Here is a 26,241-nt window from a genome sequence, read left to right on the forward strand (position 1 = left end):
TGGGGCTCGGAAGGGGTTACCCTCCCGAGCCCCGCTGCAAGAAGAACCTTACTTCTGCGGCTTGTCCGAAACGGTGATCGCCCCGGAGATGATCTGGGCCTTGTATCCGTCGAGGACGTCCTTGATGTCGTCGATCTTGCCGCCGGAGGTGGCGTAGCCGACGCCGTCGACCTTGAGGTCGAACCGCTTCGGCAGCGACGTCAGGTCGCCCTTGGCCAGCGCGCGGAGGTAGTCGAACACCGCCACGTCGACGCGCTTGAGCATCGAGGTGATGATGACGTCCTTCGACGCCTCGACCGTCTTCTGGTTGTACTGGTCGGAGTCCACGCCGATGGCGAGCGCGTTGTTGGACTTCGCGGCCTCGAAGACGCCCTTACCGGAGGCACCGGCGGCGTGATAGACGACGTCCGCGCCCTTGGCGATCTGCGCGGCGGCCTTCACGTTGCCCTTCGCCGGGTCCTGGAACCCGGAGAAGTCACCGGCGGGGGTGAGGTACTCGTCCTCGATCACGGCCTTGGACGAAGCGGCCTTCACACCCTGCAGGAAACCGGCCTCGAACTTCTGGATCAGCGGCGTGTTGACCCCGCCGACGAAGCCGACGTGGCACTTCTTCGACTTGTAGGCGGCGGCGACACCGGCCAGGAACGAGCCCTGCTCTTCGGCGAAGACCAGGGAGGTGACGTTCGGGGCCTTGACGGAGTCGTCGTCGACGATCGCGAACTGGGTGTTCGGGAACTTCGGCGCGATCGCGGCGACGGCCTTGGCGTAGGCGAAGCCGACCGCGATGACCGGGCTGAAGCCCTGCGCGGCGAGCTGGTCGAGACGCTGCGACTTCGCGGCCTCGTCCTCCGACGTCGCCGCGGTGCTCTCGCTGACCGTGGCGACGCCGAGTTCGCTCTTCGCCTTGTCGGTACCGGCGGCGGCCGAGTCGTTGAACGACGCGTCACCACGACCACCGACGTCGAAGGCCAGCGCGACCTTGAGCTTGCTGCCGTCGACCTTCTCCGCCTGGGCACTGCTGCTCGAAGCGGCGGCCGCGGCGGGCGGCTTCTGCGCGGTCACGCAGCTGGCGGACTGATCCCCCGAGCCGGCGTTGTTGTTGTTATTCCCCGCACCGGAATCCTTCGCGCACCCGGCCAGCACAAGAGCACCGGCCATAGCCGCGGCGGTCAGCGCGGTTCCACGCATGCGACGCAACGTGTATCTCCCTCCCCGCTGATCCAGCGGATGGTCCGAAGAAAACGACCCGGCGACACTGCCGGGTTCGACCGAGAGACGGTACCTAACGGCTGCTTGGCCGCCATAGGAAAGGCACGCTACGTAACACAAACGTTTACTCATGAGTCGCACGTGCGACTGACGGAGTACTGACGGTGATCACGACGGCGGTAGAGCCAAGGGGATCACCAGCAGCGTCGTCTGCGACCCCCGTCACTCGATCGGGAACGCTCGATGTCTGGTCCATCACACAGACGAACCCGGAGGTGAGCCCACCGTGAGGAGCGGGTCTAGCATCCTTTTCATCCACGCTCGATGACCATGATCTCGGCACCGTCGCCGGAGCCGTCCCAGGTGGACGTCCCGGCGGCAGGCGCGGAAACCAGCGGTCAACGGGCCCGAGCCATGACGTTGGAGGCCGTTCACCGATGTCCACCACGGCTAGCACCGCCACCGAGGCGGCCGCGAGCGATCGGGCGGGTGCCTCACGCCGGCAAGGGACCTTCTACCGGGGAGACCCCGGTATGTGGTCCTGGGTGCTGCATCGCATCACCGGCGTAGCCACTTTCTTCTTCCTCTTCGTGCACGTGCTCGACACCGCGCTCGTGCGCGTGTCGCCCGACACGTACAACGAGGTCATCGAGACCTACAAGACCCCGCTGGTCAACCTGCTCGAAGTCGGCCTTGTCGGCGCGGTGCTGTTCCACGCGCTCAACGGCATCCGGGTCATGCTGGTCGACTTCTGGGAAAAGGGACCGAAGTTCCAGAAGCCGATGCTCTGGACGATCCTGGCCATCTGGGTCGTGGTGATGATTCCCGGGGCCTTCTTCATGATGAAGCGCACCATCGAGACCATGTTCGGGGGTCACTGACCATGGCTGAACTCGCCCTCGAGCGCCCGCGCGCGCCGAAGCGCGCCGCCGCCCGCCGCAGCAACTTCGAGCTCTACAGCTGGCTGTTCATGCGCATCTCGGGCATGGCCCTGATCGTGCTGGTGCTCGGCCACCTGTTCATCATGAACATCCTCGACGGCGGCGTGCACCGCATCAACTGGGGCTTCGTCGCCGGCCGCTGGGCCTCGCCGTTCTGGCAGTTCTGGGACCTCTCGATGCTCTGGCTCGCCGAGATCCACGGCGGCAACGGGCTGCGGACGATCATCGACGACTACGCCCGCAAGGACAGCACCCGGTTCTGGCTGAAGATCGTGCTCTACGTCTCGATGGTGTTGATCCTCGCCGTCGGCACGATGGTGATCTTCACCTTCGACCCGGGTCTCTCGGCCAACTGACGCCCACCACACGTTCAAAGCGGAGTCCTCAATGCAGTTCCACAAGTACGACGTGGTGATCGTCGGAGCCGGGGGTGCCGGCATGCGCGCCGCCATCGAGTCCGGCCAGCGCACCCGCACCGCGGTCCTCACCAAGCTCTACCCCACGCGTTCGCACACCGGCGCCGCCCAGGGCGGGATGTGCGCCGCGCTGGCGAACGTCGAAGAGGACAACTGGGAGTGGCACACCTTCGACACGATCAAGGGCGGCGACTACCTGGTCGACCAGGACGCCGCCGAGATCATGGCGAAAGAGGCCATCGACGCCGTCCTCGACCTGGAGAAGATGGGCCTGCCGTTCAACCGGACGCCCGAGGGCAAGATCGACCAGCGCCGCTTCGGCGGGCACACCCGTGACCACGGCAAGGCCGCGGTGCGCCGCGCCTGCTACGCCGCGGACCGCACCGGCCACATGATCCTGCAGACGCTGTACCAGAACTGCGTCAAGCACGGCACCGAGTTCTTCAACGAGTTCTACGTCCTCGACCTGGTCCTGACCCCGGACGAGAACGGCAACCCGGTCGCCTCCGGCGTCGTCGCCTACGAGCTGGCCACCGGCGAGCTGCACGTCTTCCAGGCGAAGTCGATCGTGTTCGCCACCGGCGGCGCGGGCAAGATCTTCAAGACGACGTCGAACGCGCACACCCTCACCGGTGACGGCCTCGGCATCATCTTCCGCAAGGGCCTGCCGCTGGAGGACATGGAGTTCTTCCAGTTCCACCCGACAGGTCTGGCCGGGCTCGGCATCCTCATCTCCGAGGCCGTGCGCGGTGAGGGCGGCATCCTCCGCAACGCCGACGGCGAGCGGTTCATGGAGCGCTACGCCCCCACCATCAAGGACCTCGCGCCGCGCGACATCGTCGCCCGGTCGATGGTGCAGGAAGTGCTGCAGGGCCGCGGTTGCGGGCCGAACAAGGACTACGTCGTCCTCGACGTCACGCACCTGCCGGAAGAGACGCTGAACGCGAAACTCCCGGACATCATGGAGTTCTCCCGGACCTACCTGGGCGTCGACCCGGTGACGGAGCCGGTGCCGGTGTTCCCGACCTGCCACTACGTGATGGGCGGAATCCCGACCAACATCCACGGCGAAGCGTTGCGGGACAACGAGAACGTCATCCCCGGCCTGTACGCCGCGGGTGAGGTGGCCTGCGTGTCCGTGCACGGCTCGAACCGTCTCGGCACCAACTCGCTGCTCGACATCAACGTGTTCGGCCGCCGCGCCGGCATCGCCGCCGCGGAGTACGCGCTGGCGCACGAGTACGTCGAGCTGCCGGAGAACCCGACCACCATCGTCGAAGAGCAGCTTTCGGGCCTGCTGTCCGAGCACGGCGACGAGCGCGTCGCCGACATCCGCACCGAGCTGCAGAAGACGATGGACTCGCACGCTTCGGTGTACCGGACCGAGGACACGCTGAAGCAGGCGCTGACCGACGTCCAGGCGCTCAAGGAGCGCTACGGCCGGATCACCGTGTCGGACAAGGGGAAGCGGTACAACACCGACGTCCTCGAGGCCATCGAGCTGGGCTTCCTGCTCGAACTCGCCGAAGTCCTCGTCGTCGGCGCCCTGGCGCGCAAGGAATCCCGCGGCGGGCACGCCCGCGAGGACTACCCGACCCGCGACGACACGAACTTCATGCGGCACACCATGGCCTACAAGCAAGGTGAAGGACTGGCGTCGGACATCCGTCTCGACTACAAGCCGGTGACCTTCACCCGCTACGAACCGATGGAGCGGAAGTACTGATGACCACGGCTACCCCCGAGAAGTCGGAGGCCGTGTCCTCCGACCACACGCCGATCACCGTCACCCTGAAGATCCTGCGGTTCAACCCCGAGGTCGACAACGAGCCGCACTGGGAGTCCTACGACGTCCCGGCGCAGCGCACCGACCGGCTGCTGAACCTGCTCTTCTACGTGAAGGACTACCTCGACGGGACGTTCGCGTTCCGGCGTTCGTGCGCGCACGGCGTCTGCGGTTCCGACGCGATGCAGATCAACGGCATCAACCGGCTGGCGTGCAAGGTCCTGATGAAGGACCTGTTGGAGAGCAACGGCAAGAAGACCACCATCACCATCGCGCCGATCAAGGGCCTGACGACGCTCAAGGACCTTTACGTCGACATGGACCCGTTCTTCGAGGCGTACCGGGCGGTCAAGCCGTACCTCATCGCCTACGGCAACGAGCCCACGCGCGAGCGGATCCAGTCGCAGGCCGACCGCGACCGGTTCGACGACACGACCAAGTGCATTCTGTGCGCCTGCTGCACGTCCTCGTGCCCGGTGTACTGGAACGACGGCTCGTACTTCGGCCCGGCCGCGATCGTCAACGCGCACCGGTTCATCTTCGACTCGCGTGACGAAGGCGCCGAAGAGCGGCTCGACATCCTGAACGACGCCGAAGGCGTGTGGCGCTGCCGGACGACGTTCAACTGCACCGACGCCTGCCCCCGAGGCATCCAGGTCACGAAGGCAATCCAAGAAGTCAAGCGCGCCCTCCTCTTCAAGCGCGTCTAACTCTTCCTCGTAGCGCGTGAAGGCCCCCTTCCCTCGGCTGAGCCGAGGGAAGGGGGCCTTCACGCGCTAGTGGAGTTATCCACAGGGGGCGGGTTATCCACAGGTCCGAGAAATGGGTCTGGTGCTGAGGACAATGCCGCGCTCATCCTGATCATCATGGTCATCAGGGGGAAATGGGCTCAGCATCCCGAACTGCTGCTGGCGAGAAGTCGCAATGGCGTCATCCGGGTCGCCGACCTGGAATCGGAGGACATGAGCAGCAGCACGATCTACGCGCGCTGCCTGCCAGGTGGGCCCTGGCAACGTCCCCTGCCGGGCATCGTGCTTTTGCACAACACCGAACCGACACCGAACGAACTACTCACGGCCGCATTGCTCTACAGCGGTGCCAAGAGCATGCTCACCGGCGTCGCGGCCTGCCGTCTGCACGGCTTGCGCCCAGCGGCGCTTCCGAAGGGCGACGACCTGCACATGCTCATCCCGCATGAACGGAAGGTCCGCAGTACCGGCTTCGTCACCATGGAACGGACAATCCGGTTCCCGGAGCCGAAGACGATCGGAGAAGTGCCGACGGCACCTCTGGTTCGCGCGACCACGGACGCGGTCCGGCGGCTTCGCGAATCAAGTCCGGTGGAAGAGGTATTGATCGAAGCGGTCCAAAGTGGTCGCTGCTCACCGCAGGCCCTCCTCTGGGAGCTCAACCACGGCACCCAACGGGGAACCGCGATCCCCCGCCGGCTGCTTTCGAGCTGGATCGATATCCGTTCGATGGCTGAATCGCGTGCACGCACACTAAGCCGCCGCCTGCCCACGCCACCGAGCCATTGGAACTGCGAGGTCTTCGACAACCGTGGCAAGTACCTCGGTCGCCCGGACGCCTGGTGGGACGAGGTCGGCCTTGCTTGGGAAATAGACTCGTTCGATTTCCATTTCCGGCGGGCCGACTACTCACGAACCGTGAACCGAAACGCTCGCTACACCGCATCAGGAATCCTCGTCGTGCAGACACTCCCTTCCCGTCTCCGGGACGACCCGGCCGGCGTGCTCACCGAACTGATCGCCGCGCACGAAGTCGCCGCCGCTCGCCCACGCCCCGCTGTACGCCTCGCCGCCGCCGCGTGAAGGACTCCTTCCCTCGGCTGAGCCGAGGGAAGGAGTCCTTCACGCGACCCAATGGCTACTCGGGGGTGCGTGCAGCGGCAGCGGAGGTGGTGGTGGTGGAGGCGGTGCCGGGAAGGAGGTCGAAGGCGTCCGGGTCGATGTAGTCGACAGCGCCTGTGCTCACATCCCGCAACATGTTGTACAGCCCGGCCATCACCGCTCGCGTGAAGTGTTCGCGGTGCTGCTGCCCCAGCGTCTGCGTCTGACCGCGCACCTCGAACAGCACCGTGCCCGTCCCGTTCAACGCGAACGAACACCGCGCCTGACCCGGCAGGTCACGATCGGCCGCGTGTGGGTAGCGCGCACCGACGAAGCCGCCCGACGTCATCCCGTTGAACCCGCTGATCGCCAGCTGCCGCGATTCGTCCTTTGTGTACACGTCGCGATACTTCGCGTACTTCTGGCCGGGCTCGAAGAACTTGTCCGGCAGCGGCGGGTAGTCGATGCCGACGTCGAGGAGCCGGTTGCTGCCGTCCTGCCGGACACACGCCCCTTGATGATGCAGATCGACGTAGACGTCGGGCACCTTGCCGCGCTGCTTGGTCAGATTCATGTACACCGAGCGCAGCGCCCGCGCCTCGGGCGTGATGAACCAGCCGGGCTCCTCCGACGCACCAGGAAAGTCTTCCGCGCGCGGGACGTAGTTCAGGTCCGGGTTGAAGTCGCGGTTGACGTCGAAACCGGGCCGCTTCCGGTAGTCGTCGCCCTGGAGGACGTCGCTGAGGTAGTTCCAGGCCGGCGGACGGTCCTTGAGCTGGGGGAACTTCTGTTGCACTTCCGCCCAGGAGAGATCGTTGCCGCGCCGGTCGAGTTCGGCGCCGTCCGGGTTCAGCTTCGGGACCGCGACGAAGGTGATGGTCTTCCGCAGCCGCTCGGCGTCCCGGGATTCCGACGTGCCGAGGTAGTCGAGAATGCGCAGAAGCGCGTCGGTGCCGGTCTTCTCGTTCCCGTGGATCTCGCTGGACACCACGAAGACCTTCGGGCCGGTCCCGACGGTCGCCTGGTGGATCACCCGGCCGCGGTTGGACCGCCCGGCCTCTTTGACCGCGACCCGCCCCTTGCTCACCCGTTCGAGCCTGCCGAGTTCCCGGACCATCTCCCGGTAGTCGGTGAACTCGTTGATCGGCAGGTCTCTCGGTTCCTCGCTACAAGGTCGAGCAGGAGCTTCCACCGCCGCCGCGGGTGCGCTGAGAAGCGGGACCATCGCCAGACCCGCCACCACGGGAACCAACCGACCGAACACCGTCATCATGAACTCCCATCAGCCGAAAAGTGCCGGAAACGAAACCGGGGCCGGCCCACGAACGTGGATCGGCCCCGGCACTCGAAAGAACTACTTCACCGCGTCCAGAGCGTTGACGCGGCCGTGGCCGTAGTACGAGTTGTCCTTCGCCGGGCCTTCGCAGACCGGCGCCGCGGTGCCGCACGCGACAGCGTCCGCCTGGTGCTCGAGGAGCCACCTCAGCGCCACGGGCGGAGCGTGCCGGAAACGGGACGCCAGCAGCGCGGCGACGCCGGCGACGTGCGGGGACGCCATCGAGGTGCCGCACTTGGTGCCGTACGCACCGTTGAAGATCGTCGACAGCGGGCAGCCCGCACCCTGGCCGGCGGGCGGAATCTGGGCGCGGTCGCCACCGGGGGCGGTGACCGAAACGTCGTCACCGTAGTTGCTGAACGACGACTTCGTGCCCGCGTAGCCGATGGACGAGACGTTGACGACGCCGTCGATGGCCTTGGGCAGGATGCCGCAGCTCTGGTCGACCGGGTGGGGGCGGTTCGGGTCGGTGGTCTGCTCGTCCGGGTCGAAACCGCTGTTGCCGGCGGCGGCGACGTTCAGCACGCCACGACCGGTCGAGTAGGCCACCGCGCGACGGACGGCTTCGTACGCGGCCGCGTCGCCCGGCTCCTTCGAGCAGTAGAACATGCCCGGGTCGATGTAGTAGCTGTTGTTCGTCACCGGGAAGCGGTGCTTCGCGGCCCACATGAACCCGCAGACGGCGGCTTCGGGAAGGATCAGGCCGTCGTCGTTCACGACCTTCACCGACGCCAGCTTCACACCGGGCGCGATGCCCGTGAAGCCGCGCGCGGCGTCCTTGCCGGCGATCGTGCCGGCGACGTGCGTGCCGTGATCGGAGTTCGTCGGCGCCCAGGAGGCGGGCGTGGTGTCCGGCGCGCCGGAGTTGCACCCGGCCGACGTCTTCGGGTCCAGGGCGTTCTTCAGCGCGGGGTGGGTGGGCTCGATACCCGAGTCCAGCACGCCGACGGTCACCGAGCGGCTGCCACCGGAGACCTTGTTCGCCTCGGGAGCCTGGATCGCCCGCATGTCCCACTGCTGGGCCGAGAGGTCATCCTCGACGGCGACGCTGGTGGTCTCTTCGCTCTCCTTGGTGTCGACCACGGCCGAGCGGGTCGACCGGGCCGAGGCCGCCGGCGGGAACGCCACGTCGCGGCCGCCCGAGTAGGCGCGGTAAACGCCGATCTTCGCCTGGAAGTCGGCGTTGCGCGAGGTCGCGACCGCGACCCCGATCTCCGGGTAGTACGCCACCTTCTCGCCGCACTTGGCGCGCAGCTCGGTGTCGACCTTGCGCTCCGGGGTACGCGGGTTGTAGAGCACCACGTAGTTGAACGGCGTGCTCGCGGTGTCGCACTGTGATGCGAGTGCGGGCGCGGGCGCGGCACTCGCCGACGGGGCCGCGAACACGCTTCCCGCCGCCGCCGCGACGAGCGCGGGGACGAGCAGGCGTCTGATCCGGGACATTCAACCTCCATGATTCGGTGGAGTGAACGTAAAGGAGCCGACGCCGGGACCGCCACCGTCAAAAGGACGACAAACCTGATCAGGCGTCAGCCTTTTCCGCGTCTCGTGACTTGGCGCCACGAAGCGTGCGCAGACCGATCACACCGACGATGGTGCCGAGCACGAACGAGACGACCGTCAGCACGGCGTGCACGATGAAGTAGGCGGTGGGCGAGCCGTCGGCGGCCCAGGCGCGGTCGCTGTCCCAGAGGTTCTTGGCGAACGTGATCCAGATGATCCACGACCAGACGCCGAAACCCAGCAGGAACATCGAAGTACCTCGCGAAATGCGCATGCCCCTGAGTATGCAGCGAGCGCGGCGACGCTACATTGCTCGGGTGCACAGCGCTATCTCCCGGTCGCTCATGGTCCTCATCTCCGGTGTGCTCGCCCTCGCGGTGACCCCCGTGGCCACAGCCGCGCCGAAGCCACCAGCCCAGGCACAGCCGTGCGCGAACAAGTCGACGCCTCCGCCGCCGATCGACACCTCCGAGAAACCTCGTCCCGGCGAGGCCGCACCGGCGCCGCTGCCCGTGCCGCCGGTGCCGGTGGGCGGCGAGCGGATGGCCGAATGCGGGCTCGTGCTGCCGAAGCGCGCGCTGAACCCGCCCGAGGGGACCACCGCCACGTCCTGGGTGCTGCAGGACCTGGAGACCGGCGACATCCTCGCCGCGAAGGACCCGCACGCCCGTCAGCGGCCTGCGTCGCTGATCAAGACCCTGCTCGCGCTGGTCGTGGTCACCGAACTGCCGCCGCGCAAGGTCATCACGCCGACCAAGGAGGACGCCGAGCAGGAGTGCACCTGCGTCGGCATCGTCGCCGGCGGTCAGTACACAGTGGACGACCTGCTGCACGGACTGCTGATGCACTCCGGCAATGACGTGGCGCACGCGCTCGCCAGCACGCTGGGCGGGGTCGAGGCCACGATCATGAAGATGAACACGCTGGCCGCCCGCATCGGCGCCACCGACACGCGGGCCGCGACGCCGTCCGGGCTCGACGGCCCCGGCATGTCGACCTCGGCCTACGACATGAGCCTGATCTTCCACTACGCGATGAAACAGCCGGAATTCGCGAAGGTGGTCAAGACCAAGAACTTCGAAATCCCGGCCAGCGCCGGAAAACCGGCCATTCCGGTCTATAACGACAACAAGCTTCTCTCGTCCTATCCCGGGTTCCTCGGCGGCAAGACCGGCTTCACCGACGACGCGCGCCACACCTACGTCGGCGGCGCGCTCCAGAACGGGCACCGGGTCGCGGTCGTGCTCCTTCGCGCCGAGCAGCGGCCGACGCGGGTTTCCGAACAGGCCGCGAAACTGCTCGACTACGGCATCGCGCTGCGCGAGGACAAGGCCGAATCGGTCGGGCGGATCGACTACAAACCGACCGAGACCGTGGACACCGGCGCCGGCCAGGCCGCGCCCAACGCCGACAACGCGACGAGCAGCGGTGCCGCCGCGGCCGCGGAAGATCCGTTCGGCACGACGGGCTGGATCATCACCCTGCTCGTCTTCCTGATCATCGTGACGGCGTTCGTCCTCGGCCACCAGCGCAAGAAGGCGATGACCGACCAGCGCTAGGTCAGGACTTCCGGTGGCCGAACCAGCCCAACAGCGCGCCGGTCGCGAAAGCCCCGCTGACGGCACCGAGCCCCGGCCCCTGCTGAACGGTCACCCTCGGGTGGATGGACACAGGGGCCGGCGGCTCGATGACGGTCGACAGGTTCTCCTTCGCCGTCGCCGTCCACGCGGTGACGAACAGCAGGAACCTCGAAACGAGGTTGGCGAACACGAGCAGCCCGATCACCGGCCCGAACAGGGTGAACGCCGGGGATTTCGTGACGCTGCCGAGGTACAGGGTCGCGCCCTGCTGGAGCACGATGAACCCGACCGCGGCGAAGATCGCGCCCTTGACAGCGCTGCGCAGCGCGACGTGCTCGCGGGGCAGCCTCGCGATGACCCAGAGGAACACGAGCGTGTTCGCGAGCAGGCCGAGCAGGATCGTCGCGACCTTCAGCAGGAACACGGCCCAGCCCTGGTCTTCCAGGCCGACGAGTTCGAGCAGGAACCGCCCGATCCCGCTGCCCGCCGCGGTGAGGCCGAACGAGACCGCCAGCGCGAGACCGAGGCCGACCAGGGACAGCAGGTCCTTGATCGTCGTCGAAACCAGCGGCAGCTGCTGCTTTTCCTGGCCCCACTGCGCTGTCAGGGCGTCACGCAGGTTCGTCATCCAGCCGATGCCGGAGTACAGCGCGAGCACCAGGCCGAACACCCCGATGCCGCCGCCGGACTTCAGTGCCGCGCCGACGATGCCGCCGACCAGGTCGCGCAGGCCGTCGGGCACCGACTTGTTGATGCCGTCGGTGATCTGGTTCAGCACGGTCTGATCGCCGGCGACCACCATCCCGACGATCGCGAAGGCGACCATCAGGATCGGGATCACCGAAAGCACACTGAAGTAGGTGATGGCCGCGGCGTAGTGGTTGCCGTAGCGCTCGGTGAAGGCGTCGTTCGCCCGGATGAGGTGATCGAGCCAGCCGTACTTCCGCCTCAATCGCGGTAGCAGCTTGTCCTCGTCCGGCTTCGCGCCGTCATCTTTCGCCACCATGAAACGCTAACCACGCTGCGACGACACCGCAGCGCGAGTCAGCCTGCCGGGGGAAGGAACCCGATGTTCTCGTAAACGTTCCGCAAGGTCACCGAGGCGACTTCGCGGGCACGTTGCGCGCCGAGAGCGAGGGCCTTGTCGAGCTCGGCGACGTCGTCCATGTAGGACTGGACGCGGGCCTGGACCGGGGTGACCCAGTCGACGAACGCCTCGGCGACGCCCTTCTTCAGATCGCCGTAACCCTTGCCCTCGTAAGCGGTTTCGAGTTCGGCGACCGGCTGGTCGGTCAGCGCGGAAAGGATCGTCAGCAGGTTCGAGACGCCCGGCTTGTTCTCGGTGTCGAAGACGATCTCGCGGCCGGTGTCGGTGACCGCCGAACGCACCTTCTTCGCCGACTTCTTCGGCTCTTCGAGCAACTCGATGAGGCCGTTGCCGGTCGACGAGGACTTGCTCATCTTCGCGGTCGGGTCCTGCAGGTCGTAGATCTTCGCGGTGTCCTTGACGATATGCGGCTCCGGCACGGTGAACGTCTTGCCGTAGCGGTTGTTGAACCGCTGAGCGAGGTTGCGCGTCAGCTCCAGGTGCTGCCGCTGGTCTTCGCCGACGGGGACCTCGTTCGCCTGGTACAGCAGGATGTCCGCGGCCTGCAGGACCGGGTAGGTGAACAGGCCGACGCTGGCGCGATCCGTGCCCTGCTTGGCGGCCTTGTCCTTGAACTGCGTCATCCGGCTCGCCTCGCCGAAGCCGGTCTGGCATTCCAGCACCCAGCCCAGCTGGGCGTGCTCGGGCACGTGGCTCTGGACGAACAGCGCGCTGCGGGCCGGGTCGACGCCGAGCGCCAGCAACTGCGCGGCCGAGCGGCGCGTGCGGTCGAGCAGCACCTTCGGGTCCTGCTCGACGGTGATCGCGTGCAGGTCGACCACCATGTAGAAGGGGTCGTGCGTGTCCTGCAGCCGCACCCATTGCCGCAGCGCACCCAGGTAGTTGCCCAGGTGGAACGAGTCGGCTGTCGGCTGGATCCCGGAGAGGACCCGAGGGCGCTTCAGTTCATCGGACACGCCCGGATTCTGTCAGGCCCGGCCGCGACCGGTCACCCGAGGTCGACCCGGCCGAAAGGTCTAAACGGTTAACCGCCACATACTTCCGACGGTTCTGAGCGAGGTGTCCGATTCCTAGCGTTCATGGCACCGGATCTTCCGGCCACACCGAAGGAGAACCCAGATGAAGGCACGATCACTGCTGATGGGCTTGGCCATCGCGGCCGCGGCCGTCTTCACACTCCCCGGCGTCGCGACTGCGGCCGAGCCCACCGGTGGCGTCCAGCCGAACATCGTCGGCGGCGGCAACGCGAGCCAGGTCTACCCGTTCATGGTGTCCCAGCAGTCGAGCAGCGGTGGGCACCAGTGTGGCGGCTCACTGATCAGCTCGACCTGGGTGGTCACCGCGAAGCACTGTGGCACGCCGTACCAGGTGCGCGTCGGCACCACGAACCGCACCAGCGGCGGCACCGTGGCCCGCGTGGCCCAGCGGATCGCCCACCCGAGCGCCGACCTGGCGCTGCTGCGTCTCTCGACGGCGGTGTCGCAGGCGCCGGTCACGATCGCCGCTTCGTCCGGGGCCGTCGGCACCGCGACGCGGATCATCGGCTGGGGCCAGACCTGTGCCCCGGCCGGCGGCTGTGGCGCCCCGATCACCCTGCAGGAACTGAACACCTCGATCGTCGCCGACTCCAGGTGCCTCGGCATCAGCGGCGCGAGCGAGATCTGCACCAACAACCCCGGCGGGAACAAGGGCGCCTGCTACGGCGACTCGGGCGGCCCGCAGGTGAAGCAGGTCAGCGGTGTCTGGCAGCTGGTCGGCGCCACCAGCCGCGCGGGCAACAACAGCAGCACCTGCGCGACCGGGCCGTCGATCTACGTGGACGTCCCCTACTTCCGCAGCTGGATCCGCACCAACAGCGGAGTCTGATCCGGCACCCGCGTCGCCCCAACGTCCCCGAGGGCGGCGCGGGCCCAGCCGGTTCAGCAACGAACCGTGCGGAAGATCGAAGAGCCGCTCCAGCAGCGCGACCGCCTTCAGGGAGTCGCACCGCTCGGGGCGGCTTCTTCCTGTCCGCCAGTAGCTCAGGGTCGCGACACTGACCCGGACGCCCTGCTGGGCGAGCCGGTGGCGGATCCGGTCGAGGCCGAGGCCGCTGTCCACGATCGCCCGGTCCAGGGCACGGGGGAAAGGGTCACTGGGCCGGGTTTGACGCCGCGTCACCGTCATGGACCCGAGCGTGGCGATCAGTGCGCGGCTAAACAATCCGGAGGGGACTAGGTGCCACTACCCAAGTAATCCCGACGACTTGCGTTTCGCCCCCTAATCGCGATCTGAGCGACGGGAGGGGTGCAGGTCAGGGGCGCTGGGGGCGGGTGAGGACGTCGTCCTCGGCGAGCACGGCTTCGGCCATGGCGGTGACGCCCTGGCCGGCGGGCCGGCCCGGGACCGGGATGGTGGGAACGGCCGTCGCGCGCGCCTTGCGGCGCTGGCGGAAGACGCCGAAGGCCATGCCGACGATGCCGAGCGCGACGGCGATCAGGCCCACCGGGCCGAGCAGTCCGAACGCCATCTCGGAACGCGAAGTCGTATCGGCTGCCGAGGCCGGCCCAGCGCCCGCGACGAGCAGCGCGACCGGGATCGCGACGACCGCCGCCGCCCTGGCCGCGGGCAGAGCCGACCGCATCAGGAGATGAACTGGGTTCCGCACCGGAGTGCCTCCCGTGACGTGACATTGCTGAACATGAACGCTAACCCGAACGAGTGAGCATTTGCATGTTGCTGGTCAAAAAACTACCGAGCGTGTCAAGACCTGTGGGTTCTGATCAACCCGGGGCACGAGAGTAGCGCCCGAGTGGGGGACCCTTTCGAGCGCCCCTCTCCTCAAAGTCGTCGCAGGTAGAAGGGTTTCTGACAAAACCGGACAGGGTTAGGCCATTCGGCTGTCACGCCACGGCCGAACAGGGAGCAATTACCGTTCATCGGTTGGTTTCTTGTACGCAATGGTCTATACCTGTTGGCCATACCCCTTAAAAGGTATAGACCAATCCCCCTGCATGGTCCCCTCGTGCGAAGGAGCCACCGATGTCTCTTCGACGTATTCTCGCCGCGGTCGCCGCCACGTTCGCAGCCACCACCGTCGCCGTCGTCGTCCCCGCCCAGACCGCCTCCGCGGCGGACTGCGTCGCGCCATGGAACGCGAGTTCGGTCTACTGGGGCGGCAACACCGCCTCCCACAACGGTCACAACTGGTCCGCGAAGTGGTGGACACAGAACGAAGCTCCCCCGGCGCAGGTCTGGGCCGACCAAGGCGCCTGCGGCGGCACGACCAACCCGCCGAACCCGTCCGGCTTCGTGGTCAGCGAAGCCCAGTTCAACCAGATGTTCCCGAGCCGGAACTCCTTCTACACCTACAGCGGCCTGGTCACCGCCCTGAGCGCGTACCCGGCCTTCGCGGGTACTGGCAACGACACGATCAAGAAGCAGGAGGCGGCGGCCTTCCTGGCGAACGTCAGCCACGAGACCGGCGGCCTGGTCCACATCGTCGAGCAGAACCAGGCCAATTACCCGCACTACTGCGACACGAGCCAGTCCTACGGCTGCCCGGCGGGCACCGCCGCCTACTACGGCCGAGGCCCGATCCAGCTGAGCTGGAACTTCAACTACAAGGCCGCCGGCGACGCGCTGGGCCTGCCGCTGCTGACCAACCCGTGGCTGGTGCAGAACGACGCGGCGGTCGCCTGGAAGACCGGCATCTGGTACTGGATGACCCAGAACGGTCCCGGCACGATGACCCCGCACAACGCGATGGTCAACAGCCGCGGCTTCGGCGAGACCATCCGCAGCATCAACGGCAGCATCGAGTGCAATGGCGGGAACCCCGGCCAGGTGCAGAGCCGCGTGAGCAAGTACCAGCAGTTCGTCGGGATCCTCGGCGTCGCCGCCGGGAACAACCTGTCCTGCTGATCCCTCCAGGGAGCTGAAGGGGCCTTTCACCGCATGCCACGCGGTGAAAGGCCCCTTCGTCACGTCTTACGTGGGGAATCCCCATCGAGGGAACCGAGCAGGCGCCGCAGCGAACGGTCCAGGACGTCGAGGTCGTCGCCCAGTGGCGAAAGCAGCTTCGTGACGTTCGCGGTGTGCTCGCTCATCGCCGCGTCGACGACCTCGAACCCGCGCTCGGTCAGCGAGACCCGGAAACTGCGCCGGTCTTCCGGATCCAGCGCGCGCTCGACCAGGCCCGCGGACTCGAGCCGGTCGATCCGGCTGGTCATCCCCGCCCGGGACATCATCAGCGTCGCGGACAGCTCGGACGGCATCAGCGTGTACGGCTTCCCCGATCGCCGGAGAGCCGCGAGCACGTCGAACTCCCCCTGCTTGAGGCCATGTTTCGCGAACACGGCCTCCACCATCGGCGTCGTCAGCATCGCCACGCGGCCGAGCCGTCCGGCGACCCCGATCGCGGTCAGTTCCAGCTCCGGTCGCTCCCGATGCCATGCACCGACGACGGCGTCGATCGCGTCGCCCTCGTTCTGCTCTTCACTCACGACCACAGTCTATTCGACTGGAGATAGTTTGACAGCTAACTATCAGCAGTGGAACCATCCTGGTATGACCCAGCGCATCGAAACCCGCGAACCCGTCCTCGTCCGCGCCATCGAAGCCGAAAAGGTCGGCGCGGCCCCCACGCTCGTCACCCTGCTCGCCGACGTCTCGACCACAGGCGGAGTGATGAGCAGCGCGAGAACCCAGCTCGGCGTCGGCGCCGACGGAGCGGCACCGCACTATCACACCGGTTCCGCCGAGATGTTCTTCATGGTCGGCGGACGACTGGAAGTCCTTGTGGGAGAAGAGATCGTCACCCTCTCGGAAGGCGACATGCTCGTCGTCCCGCCGCGGACGACGCACGCTTTCCGCGCGGCGACGGACTCACCGGCGGACGTACTGATCGTGTTCATTCCCGGCGTGGAACGGTTCGACTACTTCCGGCTGCTGGAGAAGGTCGGGCACGGCCAGGCGACGGTGCAGGATCTGTTGGACAACCAGGAAAGGTTCGACAACCACTTCGTCGAGAGTCCTGTGTGGACGGAGAGCGCGCGACAGTGTCAGTAGCCGCGCGGCGGATATCCCTGCGGCGGGCCGTAGGGACCTGGCGGCGGATATCCCTGCGGCGGGTATTGGGGCGGATATCCCGGCTGCTGCGGCGGATATCCGTAATGCGGCGGAGGCGGGTACTGCTGCGGATACCCGGGCTGGTGCGGCGGGTACGGCTGCTGCGGGTACTGGGGCGGCGGGTACTGGGGCGGCGGATGTTGAGGCGGCGGCGCCTGCGGATACTGGGGCGCCACGGGCTGCTGAGGCTGCCCGCCCCCGAGGTGGAAAGGCAGCTGCGGCACCAGTTGCGCGAGCTTGCCCAGCGTCGCGAGCACGTCCTCCGGCTTGGTCCGGCCGAAGATCGGGTGCTCGGTGTAGACCAGTTCGCTTCCCACCAGCGACCAGTTGTGCAGCTTCAAGGACCGCATCGCGGCGGCCACCTGCGGCGTGAGCACCTGGACCGCGACGTTCGGATCGGTGTCGATCAGCTTGTACCAGCGGTTGAACTTCCGGTCCGCGGTGGCGGGTTCGGGGTACTGCTCGACATCCCAGGCGGATTCGATGCTCGACGCGATCTGGAAGTTCGGCATCGGCGCGGGCAGGGTGATCACCCAGACCGAGTCGATGGTGATCTCTTCGAGCTCGTTGACCTTCTTGTTGGTCCAGCGCGTGTGCACGCTGGTGACCGTCGGGCGGCGGTGATAGTCGAAAACGCTGAACCGCAGCCCCTGGTACGCGCCGCTGAGCGCGCCGAACGCCAGCCGCTTGTCGCCGCGCTGGCTGAACGGCAGCACCGTCCAGCGTTCGAGCATGTTCGGCGCGTCCGGGCTGAACTCCCACCCGTACTGGCCGGACATCTGATGGCGCTCGGCGTTCGTCGCCTCGATGCGCCTGGCTTCGCTCGTCTCCATGACCGACCCCCGGTTTCCCGTCTGCAGGCTAGCCGGAACCAGCCAGTCCGGGGGACCTACCCTTCCAGCAACCGCCGCAGAACATCGACAAGCCCGGGGAGTCTCTCAGTGAGAACTTGCCAAACCAGTGCGTCGTCGACCGTCGCGTATCCGTGAATGAGAATGTTGCGAAAGGCAACGATGCGGCCCAGATCGGGTATTTGTGCGGCAAGCTCACCGTCTACTTTGGATAACTGATTCAGCGCCTCGCCGACGATCTCGAACTGACGCTCTACCGCCGATCGCAGCATGGCATTCGCCCGGTAGCCTGCGAAGTCCTCTCCCTTGCTGAACTCGCTGAGCAGATCCGCGGCATGGACCGCGTCCCACAGGTAGGCCCGGGCGTCACGCGGCATAGAGCAGCTCCCGGGTGTCCAGAACCTCTTGTTTGAAGTACGGATTGCGGATGCTGGTGACGCTCACAAGGTCGACCGCGCGCCCCAGGACTCGTTCGAGTCCCTCTTTCAGATCGAAGTAGGTCCCGAAGTAGTCGAACCCGGGACCCGCGTCGAACTCGACGAGTACGTCGACGTCACTGGATACGACGTCGAACGACTCCTTCACGGCCGAACCGAACAAGTCGAGCCGACGTACCGAGAGCGCACGGCAAAGCTCCTCGATTTCGCCCTTCTTGCCTTCGATCAACTCATGCACGACCGCCACCTCCTGACCTGATTGTGCCCGATCAGATCTGGTAGGTCACGGTGACGGGCGCGTGGTCGGACCAGCGCCGGTCGTAGGACTCGGCGCGTTCGACCACGACCGAGGTGACCCGTTCCGCCAGCCCGGGGGTGGCGATCTGGCAGTCGATGCGCCAGCCGGTGTCGTTGTCGAACGCCTTGCCGCGGTAGGACCACCAGGTGTACGGGCCGGGGCCCTCCGGGTCGAGCTTGCGCTGCACGTCGACGTAGCCGGCGTCGCCGAAGACCCGGCCGAGCCACTCGCGTTCCTCCGGCAGGAAGCCCGAGCTCTTCTGGTTCCCGCGCCAGTTCTTCAGATCGATCTTGTCGTAGGCGATGTTCCAGTCGCCGACGACGACCACTTCACGGCCGGAGGCCTCGGCCTTGGCGCGCAGGTCGACGAGGTATGGCAGGAACGCCGCCATGAAGCGCTCCTTCTCCTCCTGGCGCGGTGTCCCGACGTCGCCGCTGGGCAGGTACAGGCTCGCGACCACGACGTTCGGCAGGTGGATCTCGGCGTACCGGCCGCTCTCCTCGAATTCGGGCTCGCCGAAGCCGATGCGGACCTCTTCCGGCTCCGCGCGGCTGTAGAGCATGACGCCGTTGCGGCCCTTCTGGTCCGACGGCGCGTGCACCACGTGCCAGCCCTCGGGCTCGGCGGCGCCGGCCGGGAGCTCCTTCAGCTCGGCACGGACCTCCTGGCAGGCGACGACGTCGGCCTTGGTGGAGGTGAGCCACTCGACGAAGCCCTTTTTCGCGGCGGCGCGGAGGCCGTTGACATTCACAGTGGAGACGGTCAGCACCCTGGGCACGCTACTCGGAGGGTCCGACAGAATTGTCAGGGGTTGAGCCGTGCCGAGAGGTCCCGTTCGTAGCGGTCCGAGATCTTCCGCAGCGACGGACCCATCGTGAACTCCAGCAACCGCAGGAATCCGTGCGTCTCGATGACGACTTCGCAGATCACCTCGGTACCCGTGCCGGTGCTCTTCAGGTGCCAGGCGCCGGCCACGGTGACCGGCCCGGGATCCAGCGTGCGGAACGCGACCTCGGCTGGTTTGTCGGCGCGGGTCAGCTCGACCTCGCTGTCCACTTCCTTGCCCCGCGGTTTCACCCGCTGGTGGTACTTCGCTCCCTGCGCACCGCCGACGCCCGCGGCGAGTGAGCACGACACCACGTCGAATCGCCACTCCGGCTGGTTGGTGAAGTCGGCGAGGTATTCGTAGACCTCGTCGATCGGCTTGGGCGTGACGACCCGGCTCCGGACCTGTTTCATGACGGACCTCCTCGCGATCCCCCGGTCACGAAGTCGCCGGAAATCGGGCACCGTTACCGGCGCTGTTCTGCGAGACTGCGCGCATGAGCGAGCTGACCGTGCTGGGCAGCTGCGGCGCCTGGCCGGAGCCGGGCCGCGCCTGCGCCGGCTTTCTCCTGGTCCACGCCGGTTTCCGGTTGGTGCTCGACCTCGGCTACGGCGCCGCGTCACGGTTGTTCGAGCACTGCCCCGACGGCGATGTCGACGCGGTGGTGGTGACCCATGAGCACCCCGATCACTGCGTCGATGTGAGCGCGCTGGGCCGGGCGCGCCATTACCGGCTGCCGGCCGCGCCGAAACTCCCGCTGCACTGCACGCCGGGCACGGTGCGACGGCTCGAAGCGCTGGAGCCGCGGCCGCATCCGACGTCCCTCTTCGACGTCCACGAGCTCGGCCCGCCGCGCGAGGTCGGGCCGTTCCGGCTGACCGCGTTCCTGTTGCCCCATCACGTGCCGAACTACGGCGTACGGCTGACCGCGCCGGGGCTGACCGTCGCCTACACCGGTGACTGCGGGCCCGGCCCGATGCTGGCGGAGCTGGCGCGGGACGCGGATCTGTTCATCGCCGACGCCACGCTGCAGGGTCCGTCACCGGAGGCGACTCCTCGCCTGGTTTCGACGGCGGGCGAGGCCGGGTACTGGGCGGAACGCGCGGGCGCCCGGCGGCTGCTGCTGACCCACTTCTGGCCCGGTTCCGACCGCGACGTCTCGGTGGCCGAGGCGCGGAAGGAGTTCAGTGGCGAGGTACTGGCGGCCGAGGAGGGCTCCCACTTGCGTTTCGCCCCCTGATCGCGATCCGGGCGACGGGTCACGGGCCGCACTTGGAGCCTTCGACCGGGGGCGCGTACTGGGCCGAGACCCACTTGCCCTCGGCGATCTTGCGGAAGCCGTTCTCGACCACCGGCAGCGCGTCGACCTTGGCGTCCTTGACGTATTTGCCGACGATCTTCTGCCCGCCGGGAACGTCGCGCGCGTTGAGCACGTCGGCCGTCACCACCACTTGGCAACCGGTCGGGCTCGAAGCGCTCGACTCCCTGTCCTGTCCCGAGACGGCGACGACGACGATCAGCGCCAAGGCGCCGCCGATGAACAGGACCGGTTTCGAGATGGCCATGACGGTCGCTCCTCGAACAAGGGAATCGTTTTCTTCCACGACCAGAGTGGCAGAAGCCGGGGCAGGGGCCCAGTTCCTGGAATGCCAACCACCCGGAGGCGCCAACCCGCGCGGTCGCGTACTACCCACCGTCACGGACTCGTGGTATGTCCCGGCGGCGGGACGAAGTACACGAAGGCCCCCTTCCTTGCGCCTGACGCAAGGAAGGGGGCCTTCAGGTACTTACAGCGAAACTCAGCCGAGCTTCTTGGCCAGGTTCTCGTCCAGCGTCGCGAGGAACTCCTCGGTGGTCTGGAACGGCTGCTCCTTGCCGATGAGCAGCGCGAGGTCCTTGGTCATCTTGCCGCTCTCGACGGTCTCGATGACGACCTTCTCGAGGTCGCTCGCGAAGCCGATCAGCTGCTGGTTCGAGTCCAGCTTGCCGCGGTGCTCGAGGCCCCGGGTCCAGGCGTAGATGGACGCGATCGGGTTGGTCGACGTCGGCTTGCCCTGCTGGTGCTGGCGGTAGTGCCGGGTCACCGTGCCGTGCGCGGCCTCGGCCTCGACGGTCCGGCCGTCCGGGGTGCGCAGGACCGAGGTCATCAGGCCGAGCGAGCCGAAGCCCTGCGCGACCGTGTCGGACTGCACGTCACCGTCGTAGTTCTTGCAGGCCCAGACGTAGCCGCCCTCCCACTTGAGCGCCGCGGCGACCATGTCGTCGATGAGGCGGTGCTCGTAGGTGATGCCCTTGGCGTCGAAGTCGGTCTTGAACTCCGCGTCGAAGATCTCCTGGAACACGTCCTTGAACATGCCGTCGTAGGCCTTGAGGATCGTGTTCTTGGTCGACAGGTAGACCGGCATCTCGCGGTCCAGGCCGTACTGCAGCGAGGCGCGCGCGAAGTCCTCGATGGACTTGCGGTAGTTGTACATCCCCATGAGGACGCCGCCGCCCTCAGGGAACTTGGCGACGTCGAACTCGATCGGCGCGGAGCCGTCGTCCGGCGTGTAGGTGATCGTCGCGGTGCCGGGGCCGGGGACCTTGAAGTTGGTCGCCTTGTACTGGTCACCGTGCGCGTGACGGCCGATGATGATCGGCTTCGTCCAGCCCGGGACGAGCCGCGGGATGTTCTGGATGACGATCGGCTCGCGGAAGATGACGCCGCCGAGGATGTTGCGGATCGTGCCGTTGGGCGAGACCCACATCTTCTTCAGGCCGAACTCCTCGACCCGTGCCTCGTCCGGCGTGATCGTGGCGCACTTGACGCCGACGCCGTGCTTCTTGATCGCGTTCGCCGAATCGATGGTGATCTGGTCGTCGGTGCGGTCCCGCTCCTCGATGCCCAGGTCGTAGTACTCGAGGTTGAGGTCCAGGTAGGGGTGGACCAGCTTGTCCTTGATGAACTGCCAGATGATGCGGGTCATCTCATCGCCGTCAAGCTCGACGACGGTGCCCTGGACCTTGATCTTGGCCATGAGCTGCGGGGCTCCTTCCGCGGATCTTCACGTTACTTCTTCAAGTCTCTCCGGTAGCGGTACAAGCGTACTGCTTAACGGTCCTGGATGGTTCCAGTAGTGGTCGGTATCAAGTCTCCACGAGGCCGATGTGTCCGACGTCACCCGGTCGCACGACGGCCATCCGGCCGTCACGGAAGGACCGGGAATCACGACATCATCGAAGCGCACTCCTCTCACCGGCCCACCGAAAGGGCGGTCCCCATGTCCACCAACCCCTACGCCTTGCCTCCGAACGAGCAGCCTCAGGCGACCTACGCCCAGCCTAGGCAGGACAGCCGTGCCGTGCCTCGCGTGCTCAGCGCGCTGGGCGGGGTTCTGCTCACCCCGGTCGCGCTCGGCCTGGTGATCTACGGCGGCACACGGCTTCAGCGGACGTTCGCGCAGTCCTTCACCATCGGCGACGATCCCCTCAGCCTGGTCCTGCTGTTCCTCGGCGGCCTTCTCCTGCTCGGCGTCGCGCTGCTCGGCGCGCTGTCCGGGATCGGACCGGTGATCGGCGGGCTCGTCTGGGGGGTGATTCCGGGGCTGACCTTCCTCCTGGGCCCGCGGGACGTCCTGAGCTTCTTCTACGACGTCGGCGGCCGGGAGTTCGGCGTCGGCCTGGTGACGTGGGTGGTCATGGGCGCCCTGTTCGGGAGCGGGTTCCTCCTGATCGGGTCCGGCCTGGTCGGGACCCTCACCCGGCGCCGGTCAAGTCGCGTTTAGCCCCCAGATCGCGATCTGCCGGAGATCAAAGTGAACCGGCCGGGCCTGGGAGCCGTAGTCCGCTTTAAGGGAGGTGACCCGCTCATGTCATCGCACCGGTACGTCGCGGAGTACGACGACGAGGACTACCAGGAGTACGGCGAGTACGACCAGCAGCCCGTCAGGGACCCTCGCAGGCCCTACGAGGACGTCGAGTCGTACGAACCGTACGAGGCTTTCGACGACGAGCTGGGCGCCGAAGACAGCCGGGCGGGCCGTGGCGCGCGCCGGGCGATCAGCGGTGCCGGCGGCTTGGTGCTGACACCGGTCGCCCTCGGGCTGCTGGCCTGGGGTGGTCTGCGGCAGCAGATGCTGGTCCAGGCGACGCTCAGCACCCAGCGTGACGTCTTCAGCATCGGCCTGCTGGTCGGCGGCGGCATCCTGCTGCTGGCGGTCGGCCTGCTCGGCGCGCTTTCGGCGACCGGCCCGATCCTCGGCGGGTTCATCTGGGGCGTCGTGCCCGGCGTGGCCGCGGCGGCGGTCCCGGAATGGGGCTTCAAGCTGGTGAAATATCTTCCGCAGAACGACGTCACCTACGGCGTCACGAGCTGGCTTTTCATCGGCGGGCTACTCGGGACGGGCTTCCTTTTGATCGGCGCCGGCCTCGCGTCGAGACTCGCCCGAAGGCGTCGTTGAGCGAGCTGGGACCATCGGCGGATGGGATTGTTCACCGTTCCTGAAGCCCGCGCCGAACTCGCCCGGCTACGCCCCGTGCTCGACGAGCTCGTCCGGCTGCGCGCCGACGCGGCCGAGCTCGCCGCGTCGTTGCGCCCGGGCGGCCGCGAGACCGCGCTGGGCGGGATGCCGGAGTGGAAGGCCGCGCAGGCCCGGCTGGACGATCTGATGACCACCGTCCAGCGGACGGGCGCGGAGCTGAAGGGGTTCGCCCCGCTCCTGGTCGACTTCCCCGCCGAGCTCGACGGCGCCGACGTCCTGCTGTGCTGGCTCGAGGGCGATCCGGAACTGTGCTGGTATCACCGCGTCGACCTGGGTTTCGCCGGACGGCGCCGCCTGCCGGACAGGGTCGCCGTGGTGAGCGAGGAGATCGCTGCCGGGCTGTTCGACGGCGTCGCCGCGCACTACGACGAAGACACCTTTCACGGCATCGTCGCCGACGCACTCGTCGACGGCCTCGGCCGCACGGCACCCGATTGCGTTCTCGACGTCGCGACCGGCACGGGCTTGGCCGCCTTCGCCGCGCTGCGCCTGAAGCCGCGCGAAGTGCTCGCAATCGACATCTCGCCGGGCATGATCGCCCAGGCCGAGGCGAAGGCCGCCACGCTGGACCCCGCCAAGCTCATCACCTGGCAGGTCGCCTCCGCGGTGCCCTCGCCGGTCGAGGACGAAGGCGCGGACGCCGTGCTGTGCGCGTCCTCGCTGCACTTCCTCGGCGCCGCCGCGCTCCGCGACTGGCTGCGGGCGCTGCGCCCCGGCGGCCGGGTGGGCTTCAGCCTGCCGCTGGCGTCGGCGTTCCGGCCGTCCGAGGCGTTCGCCGCGATCGTCCCCACCGATCTGGAGCTTCCGGAATCCGAGGACGACGCGGCCGGGCTCGCCGCCGAAGCGGGCTTCACCGAGGTGACGGTGAAGCGGCTGGACGTCGAGTCCGGTGACCGGGTCCGGTCGGTGTTCGTCGTGCACGCGACCAAACCCGGCCACTGATCCCTACAGCGGCGCCCAGAACGGGACGCACTTCGGAGCGGGCGCGTTCGCCGGATCGAGTGCTTTGAGGATCTGGCTGGTCACGTTCGGGTCGATCGCCTGGCTCAGGTGCCCGGAGGTGTCGGCCCCGCACTTGTCCTGCAGCACGATGTCGGTCGCGCCGGGCTCGTTCAGGACGCCGCTGGTGTACGGCGTGACGACGAGGTCGTGGCGGCTGACGATGCTCGTGTAGGTCGGTCCCGGCACGGTGACCCCGCCCCGGCCTAGATCGTCCAGGAAGTCCGACGGCGCGAGGTATTCGCGGCACGCCCCGCAGACGCCGTCGGCGAGCAGGTCGAGGCCCGGGAGCGAGAGAACGGCCCTGGCGAGCCCGGAAAGGCCGTTGAGCGTGGTGCCCTTGAAGTTCGAACCGAAGCCGACGAAGTGCTTCACCTTCTCCGCGCCGCCCTCGAACTTGAGGTAGTACGCGGGCATCGTGGTGCCCTCGGAGTGCCCGACGATGTCGACCTTGTCCGCGCCGGTGCTCTTCCGCACCCGGTCGACGAAGGTGTCGAGTTCGACGGCGCTCTTGCGCATGGAACCGAGGCCGCCGAACAACTGGCCGCCGAGAACGGTCGCGCCGTAGGTCAGCGAGTAGACGCAGTAACCGGCGTTCTTGAGCTTCGGTGCGTGGTAGAACCAGTTGGTCGTGGCGTTGCCGCCGAGGCCGTGCACCAGCACGACGGGCTCGGGGTGTTTCGCGCTCGGCTTGCACGACCAGTCGTTCCAACCGCTCGACGGCGCCGCGCTCGCGACCGCCGGTGCGGCGATCGTGAACGTCAAGGCCGCGACAAGCGTGGTGAGGATCCTTCTGGTCTTCGTGGCACCGCCGTTGGTGACCCGAGCCCGCATCCCTGCCTCCGGTTACTCGTCAGTAAGTGATGCGAGTCATCATGCGTCACAAACCCCTGCCGAGAACCGGGAGAACGACCAGACTTCCGCTCCGTCCGTTGTGACGGATCACAAGGGCAGGAGTACGCGGCGCTCGATCGGGCTGGACATGACGATCGACGTCGTCGTGGAGCCCAGCGCGGAGAGGTCTTCGAGCAGGTCTTCCAGGTGCGAGGTGTCGCGGACGGCGATCTTGAGGATCCAGCAGTCCTCCCCGACCACATGGTGCAGTTCCAGGATTTCGGGGCGGTCCATGATCTTCCGCGTGCGGGGGTGGCGGACGGTGAACCCGCTGTGCGGCGCCATCCGGACGAACGCCCGCAGCCCGAGGCCGACGCCGGACGGCGAGACCAGCGCCGCGTAGCCGGTGATCGTGCCGTCGGCTTCGAGCCGTTTGACGCGCTCGCCGACGGCGGCCGGGCTCAGCGAGACGCGGCGGCCGAGTTCGCTCAGGCTGATGCGGCCTTCCTCCTGAAGGAGTTCGAGCAGTTGTCGGTCGATCACGTCCAGTGAGCTTTCAGTCGAACCGCGATTCAGCCGATGTTCTTTAAGTGATTCAGCAGATTCACCCATGGTTTCCCCTTCAAGAGCCCTATTGG

30 protein-coding genes are annotated in these 26,241 nt (G+C 67.3%); 13 read left to right on the plus strand and 17 right to left on the minus strand.

Annotated features, from left to right (window positions below; translation table 11 throughout):
- Nucleotides 1-48: 48 nt before the first annotated feature.
- A complete protein-coding gene (locus ACLJRL_RS13320) occupies nucleotides 49-1,188 on the minus strand; it encodes a BMP family lipoprotein (protein ID WP_410656444.1) in 1,140 nt (379 codons plus the stop codon).
- A 458-nt stretch (nucleotides 1,189-1,646) separates the two neighbouring features.
- On the opposite strand from ACLJRL_RS13320, the gene sdhC reads away from it, so the two are divergent.
- The 5 genes from sdhC (at nucleotide 1,647) to ACLJRL_RS13345 (ending at nucleotide 6,184) form a co-directional block, all read left to right on the plus strand.
- Nucleotides 1,647-2,090, plus strand: a complete 444-nt coding sequence (gene sdhC / locus ACLJRL_RS13325) for a succinate dehydrogenase, cytochrome b556 subunit (protein WP_410656445.1) — start codon at nucleotides 1,647-1,649, stop codon at nucleotides 2,088-2,090.
- 2 nt (nucleotides 2,091-2,092) lie between these two features.
- On the plus strand, nucleotides 2,093-2,506 hold the full coding sequence (locus ACLJRL_RS13330) for a succinate dehydrogenase hydrophobic membrane anchor subunit (protein WP_410656446.1): 414 nt from the start codon (nucleotides 2,093-2,095) through the stop codon (nucleotides 2,504-2,506).
- A gap of 31 nt (nucleotides 2,507-2,537) precedes the next feature.
- On the plus strand, nucleotides 2,538-4,292 hold the full coding sequence (gene sdhA / locus ACLJRL_RS13335; protein ID WP_410656447.1) for a succinate dehydrogenase flavoprotein subunit: 1,755 nt from the start codon (nucleotides 2,538-2,540) through the stop codon (nucleotides 4,290-4,292).
- Complete coding sequence (locus ACLJRL_RS13340; protein ID WP_410656448.1) at nucleotides 4,292-5,062, plus strand: succinate dehydrogenase iron-sulfur subunit; 771 nt, start codon at nucleotides 4,292-4,294, stop codon at nucleotides 5,060-5,062. Before sdhA ends, ACLJRL_RS13340 begins: the two co-directional genes overlap by 1 nt.
- Nucleotides 5,063-5,218: 156 nt before the next feature.
- On the plus strand, nucleotides 5,219-6,184 hold the full coding sequence (locus ACLJRL_RS13345) for a hypothetical protein (protein WP_410656449.1): 966 nt from the start codon (nucleotides 5,219-5,221) through the stop codon (nucleotides 6,182-6,184).
- Nucleotides 6,185-6,239: 55 nt separating this feature from the next.
- Here the strand turns inward: ACLJRL_RS13345 and ACLJRL_RS13350 are convergent, their stop codons facing one another.
- The 3 genes from ACLJRL_RS13350 to ACLJRL_RS13360 form a co-directional block, all read right to left on the minus strand.
- Nucleotides 6,240-7,472 (minus strand): M14 family zinc carboxypeptidase, encoded by a 1,233-nt coding sequence (locus tag ACLJRL_RS13350; protein ID WP_410656450.1) that lies wholly within the window; start codon nucleotides 7,470-7,472, stop codon nucleotides 6,240-6,242.
- An 84-nt stretch (nucleotides 7,473-7,556) separates the two neighbouring features.
- A complete protein-coding gene (locus ACLJRL_RS13355) occupies nucleotides 7,557-8,981 on the minus strand; it encodes a S8 family peptidase (protein ID WP_410656451.1) in 1,425 nt (474 codons plus the stop codon).
- A gap of 79 nt (nucleotides 8,982-9,060) precedes the next feature.
- Nucleotides 9,061-9,315, minus strand: a complete 255-nt coding sequence (locus ACLJRL_RS13360; protein WP_410656452.1) for an SCO4848 family membrane protein — start codon at nucleotides 9,313-9,315, stop codon at nucleotides 9,061-9,063.
- 43 nt (nucleotides 9,316-9,358) lie between these two features.
- Here ACLJRL_RS13360 and ACLJRL_RS13365 point away from each other — a divergent pair, with 43 nt between their 5' ends.
- Entirely contained in the window at nucleotides 9,359-10,600 is a 1,242-nt protein-coding gene (locus ACLJRL_RS13365; protein ID WP_410656453.1) for a D-alanyl-D-alanine carboxypeptidase family protein, read from the plus strand.
- A gap of 1 nt (nucleotide 10,601) precedes the next feature.
- On the opposite strand, the gene ACLJRL_RS13370 is transcribed toward ACLJRL_RS13365, so the two are convergent.
- Nucleotides 10,602-11,627: a YhjD/YihY/BrkB family envelope integrity protein gene (locus ACLJRL_RS13370; RefSeq protein ID WP_410656454.1), complete on the minus strand. Its 1,026-nt coding sequence runs from the start codon at nucleotides 11,625-11,627 to the stop codon at nucleotides 10,602-10,604.
- Between the two features lie 38 nt (nucleotides 11,628-11,665).
- On the minus strand, nucleotides 11,666-12,685 hold the full coding sequence (trpS, locus tag ACLJRL_RS13375; RefSeq protein WP_410656455.1) for a tryptophan--tRNA ligase: 1,020 nt from the start codon (nucleotides 12,683-12,685) through the stop codon (nucleotides 11,666-11,668).
- 163 nt (nucleotides 12,686-12,848) lie between these two features.
- Here trpS and ACLJRL_RS13380 point away from each other — a divergent pair, with 163 nt between their 5' ends.
- Complete coding sequence (locus ACLJRL_RS13380; protein WP_410656456.1) at nucleotides 12,849-13,595, plus strand: S1 family peptidase; 747 nt, start codon at nucleotides 12,849-12,851, stop codon at nucleotides 13,593-13,595.
- Between the two features lie 427 nt (nucleotides 13,596-14,022).
- Here ACLJRL_RS13380 and ACLJRL_RS13385 read toward each other — a convergent pair whose 3' ends face one another.
- Nucleotides 14,023-14,352, minus strand: coding sequence for a hypothetical protein (locus ACLJRL_RS13385; RefSeq protein ID WP_410656917.1), 330 nt, complete (start codon nucleotides 14,350-14,352; stop codon nucleotides 14,023-14,025).
- Nucleotides 14,353-14,750: 398 nt separating this feature from the next.
- On the opposite strand from ACLJRL_RS13385, the gene ACLJRL_RS13390 reads away from it, so the two are divergent.
- The gene (locus ACLJRL_RS13390; protein ID WP_410656457.1) at nucleotides 14,751-15,632 is read left to right on the plus strand and encodes a glycoside hydrolase family 19 protein; all 882 of its coding nucleotides are present in this window, start codon (nucleotides 14,751-14,753) and stop codon (nucleotides 15,630-15,632) included.
- A gap of 59 nt (nucleotides 15,633-15,691) precedes the next feature.
- On the opposite strand, the gene ACLJRL_RS13395 is transcribed toward ACLJRL_RS13390, so the two are convergent.
- On the minus strand, nucleotides 15,692-16,213 hold the full coding sequence (locus tag ACLJRL_RS13395) for a MarR family winged helix-turn-helix transcriptional regulator (protein WP_410656458.1): 522 nt from the start codon (nucleotides 16,211-16,213) through the stop codon (nucleotides 15,692-15,694).
- Nucleotides 16,214-16,277: 64 nt separating this feature from the next.
- On the opposite strand from ACLJRL_RS13395, the gene ACLJRL_RS13400 reads away from it, so the two are divergent.
- Nucleotides 16,278-16,778 (plus strand): cupin domain-containing protein, encoded by a 501-nt coding sequence (locus ACLJRL_RS13400; RefSeq protein WP_410656459.1) that lies wholly within the window; start codon nucleotides 16,278-16,280, stop codon nucleotides 16,776-16,778.
- Here ACLJRL_RS13400 and ACLJRL_RS13405 read toward each other — a convergent pair.
- The 5 genes from ACLJRL_RS13405 to ACLJRL_RS13425 are packed head-to-tail and all read right to left on the minus strand — an operon-like array spanning nucleotide 16,772 to nucleotide 19,663.
- Nucleotides 16,772-17,671 (minus strand): hypothetical protein, encoded by a 900-nt coding sequence (locus ACLJRL_RS13405; RefSeq protein WP_410656460.1) that lies wholly within the window; start codon nucleotides 17,669-17,671, stop codon nucleotides 16,772-16,774. The two genes, ACLJRL_RS13400 and ACLJRL_RS13405, sit on opposite strands and share 7 nt — an antisense overlap.
- A gap of 56 nt (nucleotides 17,672-17,727) precedes the next feature.
- Nucleotides 17,728-18,066 carry a DUF86 domain-containing protein gene (locus ACLJRL_RS13410; RefSeq protein ID WP_410656461.1) on the minus strand — a complete coding sequence of 113 codons (339 nt, stop codon included), beginning with the start codon at nucleotides 18,064-18,066 and terminating at the stop codon, nucleotides 17,728-17,730.
- Entirely contained in the window at nucleotides 18,056-18,364 is a 309-nt protein-coding gene (locus ACLJRL_RS13415; RefSeq protein ID WP_410656462.1) for a nucleotidyltransferase family protein, read from the minus strand. Before ACLJRL_RS13415 ends, ACLJRL_RS13410 begins: the two co-directional genes overlap by 11 nt.
- A 31-nt stretch (nucleotides 18,365-18,395) precedes the next feature.
- Entirely contained in the window at nucleotides 18,396-19,193 is a 798-nt protein-coding gene (locus ACLJRL_RS13420) for an exodeoxyribonuclease III (RefSeq protein WP_410656918.1), read from the minus strand.
- Nucleotides 19,194-19,228: 35 nt separating this feature from the next.
- Entirely contained in the window at nucleotides 19,229-19,663 is a 435-nt protein-coding gene (locus tag ACLJRL_RS13425) for an SRPBCC family protein (protein WP_410656463.1), read from the minus strand.
- An 83-nt stretch (nucleotides 19,664-19,746) separates the two neighbouring features.
- Here ACLJRL_RS13425 and ACLJRL_RS13430 point away from each other — a divergent pair, with 83 nt between their 5' ends.
- Nucleotides 19,747-20,490, plus strand: coding sequence for an MBL fold metallo-hydrolase (locus ACLJRL_RS13430; protein WP_410656464.1), 744 nt, complete (start codon nucleotides 19,747-19,749; stop codon nucleotides 20,488-20,490).
- A gap of 19 nt (nucleotides 20,491-20,509) precedes the next feature.
- Here ACLJRL_RS13430 and ACLJRL_RS13435 read toward each other — a convergent pair whose 3' ends face one another.
- Both ACLJRL_RS13435 and ACLJRL_RS13440 read right to left on the minus strand, forming a co-directional pair.
- On the minus strand, nucleotides 20,510-20,815 hold the full coding sequence (locus ACLJRL_RS13435; protein WP_410656465.1) for an SH3 domain-containing protein: 306 nt from the start codon (nucleotides 20,813-20,815) through the stop codon (nucleotides 20,510-20,512).
- 234 nt (nucleotides 20,816-21,049) lie between these two features.
- A complete protein-coding gene (locus ACLJRL_RS13440) occupies nucleotides 21,050-22,267 on the minus strand; it encodes an NADP-dependent isocitrate dehydrogenase (protein WP_410656466.1) in 1,218 nt (405 codons plus the stop codon).
- A gap of 243 nt (nucleotides 22,268-22,510) precedes the next feature.
- On the opposite strand from ACLJRL_RS13440, the gene ACLJRL_RS13445 reads away from it, so the two are divergent.
- The 3 genes from ACLJRL_RS13445 (at nucleotide 22,511) to ACLJRL_RS13455 (ending at nucleotide 24,712) form a co-directional block, all read left to right on the plus strand.
- The gene (locus tag ACLJRL_RS13445) at nucleotides 22,511-23,014 is read left to right on the plus strand and encodes a hypothetical protein (protein WP_410656467.1); all 504 of its coding nucleotides are present in this window, start codon (nucleotides 22,511-22,513) and stop codon (nucleotides 23,012-23,014) included.
- A gap of 84 nt (nucleotides 23,015-23,098) precedes the next feature.
- The gene (locus tag ACLJRL_RS13450; RefSeq protein ID WP_410656468.1) at nucleotides 23,099-23,689 is read left to right on the plus strand and encodes a hypothetical protein; all 591 of its coding nucleotides are present in this window, start codon (nucleotides 23,099-23,101) and stop codon (nucleotides 23,687-23,689) included.
- A 21-nt stretch (nucleotides 23,690-23,710) separates the two neighbouring features.
- Nucleotides 23,711-24,712: a DUF2203 family protein gene (locus ACLJRL_RS13455; protein ID WP_410656469.1), complete on the plus strand. Its 1,002-nt coding sequence runs from the start codon at nucleotides 23,711-23,713 to the stop codon at nucleotides 24,710-24,712.
- 3 nt (nucleotides 24,713-24,715) lie between these two features.
- On the opposite strand, the gene ACLJRL_RS13460 is transcribed toward ACLJRL_RS13455, so the two are convergent.
- Together ACLJRL_RS13460 and ACLJRL_RS13465 are read right to left on the minus strand one after the other, a co-directional pair.
- The gene (locus tag ACLJRL_RS13460) at nucleotides 24,716-25,603 is read right to left on the minus strand and encodes an esterase/lipase family protein (RefSeq protein ID WP_410656470.1); all 888 of its coding nucleotides are present in this window, start codon (nucleotides 25,601-25,603) and stop codon (nucleotides 24,716-24,718) included.
- A gap of 108 nt (nucleotides 25,604-25,711) precedes the next feature.
- Nucleotides 25,712-26,146 carry an Lrp/AsnC family transcriptional regulator gene (locus ACLJRL_RS13465; RefSeq protein WP_410656471.1) on the minus strand — a complete coding sequence of 145 codons (435 nt, stop codon included), beginning with the start codon at nucleotides 26,144-26,146 and terminating at the stop codon, nucleotides 25,712-25,714.
- Nucleotides 26,147-26,241 lie beyond the last annotated feature (95 nt).

This window comes from Amycolatopsis sp. lyj-112, from assembly GCF_046549055.1.
Taxonomy (GTDB): Bacteria; Actinomycetota; Actinomycetes; order Mycobacteriales; family Pseudonocardiaceae; genus Amycolatopsis.

Bases quoted from the DNA above. Each gene is read 5' to 3' on its own strand.
- ACLJRL_RS13320 (WP_410656444.1), bottom strand. From the start codon at position 1,188: ATGCGTGGAACCGCGCTGACCGCCGCGGCTATGGCCGGTGCTCTTGTG.
- sdhC (WP_410656445.1), top strand. From the start codon at position 1,647: ATGTCCACCACGGCTAGCACCGCCACCGAGGCGGCCGCGAGCGATCGG.
- ACLJRL_RS13330 (WP_410656446.1), top strand. From the start codon at position 2,093: ATGGCTGAACTCGCCCTCGAGCGCCCGCGCGCGCCGAAGCGCGCCGCC.
- sdhA (WP_410656447.1), top strand. From the start codon at position 2,538: ATGCAGTTCCACAAGTACGACGTGGTGATCGTCGGAGCCGGGGGTGCC.
- ACLJRL_RS13340 (WP_410656448.1), top strand. From the start codon at position 4,292: ATGACCACGGCTACCCCCGAGAAGTCGGAGGCCGTGTCCTCCGACCAC.
- ACLJRL_RS13345 (WP_410656449.1), top strand. From the start codon at position 5,219: ATGGTCATCAGGGGGAAATGGGCTCAGCATCCCGAACTGCTGCTGGCG.
- ACLJRL_RS13350 (WP_410656450.1), bottom strand. From the start codon at position 7,472: ATGACGGTGTTCGGTCGGTTGGTTCCCGTGGTGGCGGGTCTGGCGATG.
- ACLJRL_RS13355 (WP_410656451.1), bottom strand. From the start codon at position 8,981: ATGTCCCGGATCAGACGCCTGCTCGTCCCCGCGCTCGTCGCGGCGGCG.
- ACLJRL_RS13360 (WP_410656452.1), bottom strand. From the start codon at position 9,315: ATGCGCATTTCGCGAGGTACTTCGATGTTCCTGCTGGGTTTCGGCGTC.
- ACLJRL_RS13370 (WP_410656454.1), bottom strand. From the start codon at position 11,627: ATGGTGGCGAAAGATGACGGCGCGAAGCCGGACGAGGACAAGCTGCTA.
- ACLJRL_RS13380 (WP_410656456.1), top strand. From the start codon at position 12,849: ATGAAGGCACGATCACTGCTGATGGGCTTGGCCATCGCGGCCGCGGCC.
- ACLJRL_RS13385 (WP_410656917.1), bottom strand. From the start codon at position 14,352: ATGCGGTCGGCTCTGCCCGCGGCCAGGGCGGCGGCGGTCGTCGCGATC.
- ACLJRL_RS13390 (WP_410656457.1), top strand. From the start codon at position 14,751: ATGTCTCTTCGACGTATTCTCGCCGCGGTCGCCGCCACGTTCGCAGCC.
- ACLJRL_RS13400 (WP_410656459.1), top strand. From the start codon at position 16,278: ATGACCCAGCGCATCGAAACCCGCGAACCCGTCCTCGTCCGCGCCATC.
- ACLJRL_RS13405 (WP_410656460.1), bottom strand. From the start codon at position 17,671: ATGGAGACGAGCGAAGCCAGGCGCATCGAGGCGACGAACGCCGAGCGC.
- ACLJRL_RS13410 (WP_410656461.1), bottom strand. From the start codon at position 18,066: ATGCCGCGTGACGCCCGGGCCTACCTGTGGGACGCGGTCCATGCCGCG.
- ACLJRL_RS13425 (WP_410656463.1), bottom strand. From the start codon at position 19,663: ATGAAACAGGTCCGGAGCCGGGTCGTCACGCCCAAGCCGATCGACGAG.
- ACLJRL_RS13430 (WP_410656464.1), top strand. From the start codon at position 19,747: ATGAGCGAGCTGACCGTGCTGGGCAGCTGCGGCGCCTGGCCGGAGCCG.
- ACLJRL_RS13435 (WP_410656465.1), bottom strand. From the start codon at position 20,815: ATGGCCATCTCGAAACCGGTCCTGTTCATCGGCGGCGCCTTGGCGCTG.
- ACLJRL_RS13440 (WP_410656466.1), bottom strand. From the start codon at position 22,267: ATGGCCAAGATCAAGGTCCAGGGCACCGTCGTCGAGCTTGACGGCGAT.
- ACLJRL_RS13445 (WP_410656467.1), top strand. From the start codon at position 22,511: ATGTCCACCAACCCCTACGCCTTGCCTCCGAACGAGCAGCCTCAGGCG.
- ACLJRL_RS13450 (WP_410656468.1), top strand. From the start codon at position 23,099: ATGTCATCGCACCGGTACGTCGCGGAGTACGACGACGAGGACTACCAG.
- ACLJRL_RS13455 (WP_410656469.1), top strand. From the start codon at position 23,711: ATGGGATTGTTCACCGTTCCTGAAGCCCGCGCCGAACTCGCCCGGCTA.
- ACLJRL_RS13460 (WP_410656470.1), bottom strand. From the start codon at position 25,603: ATGCGGGCTCGGGTCACCAACGGCGGTGCCACGAAGACCAGAAGGATC.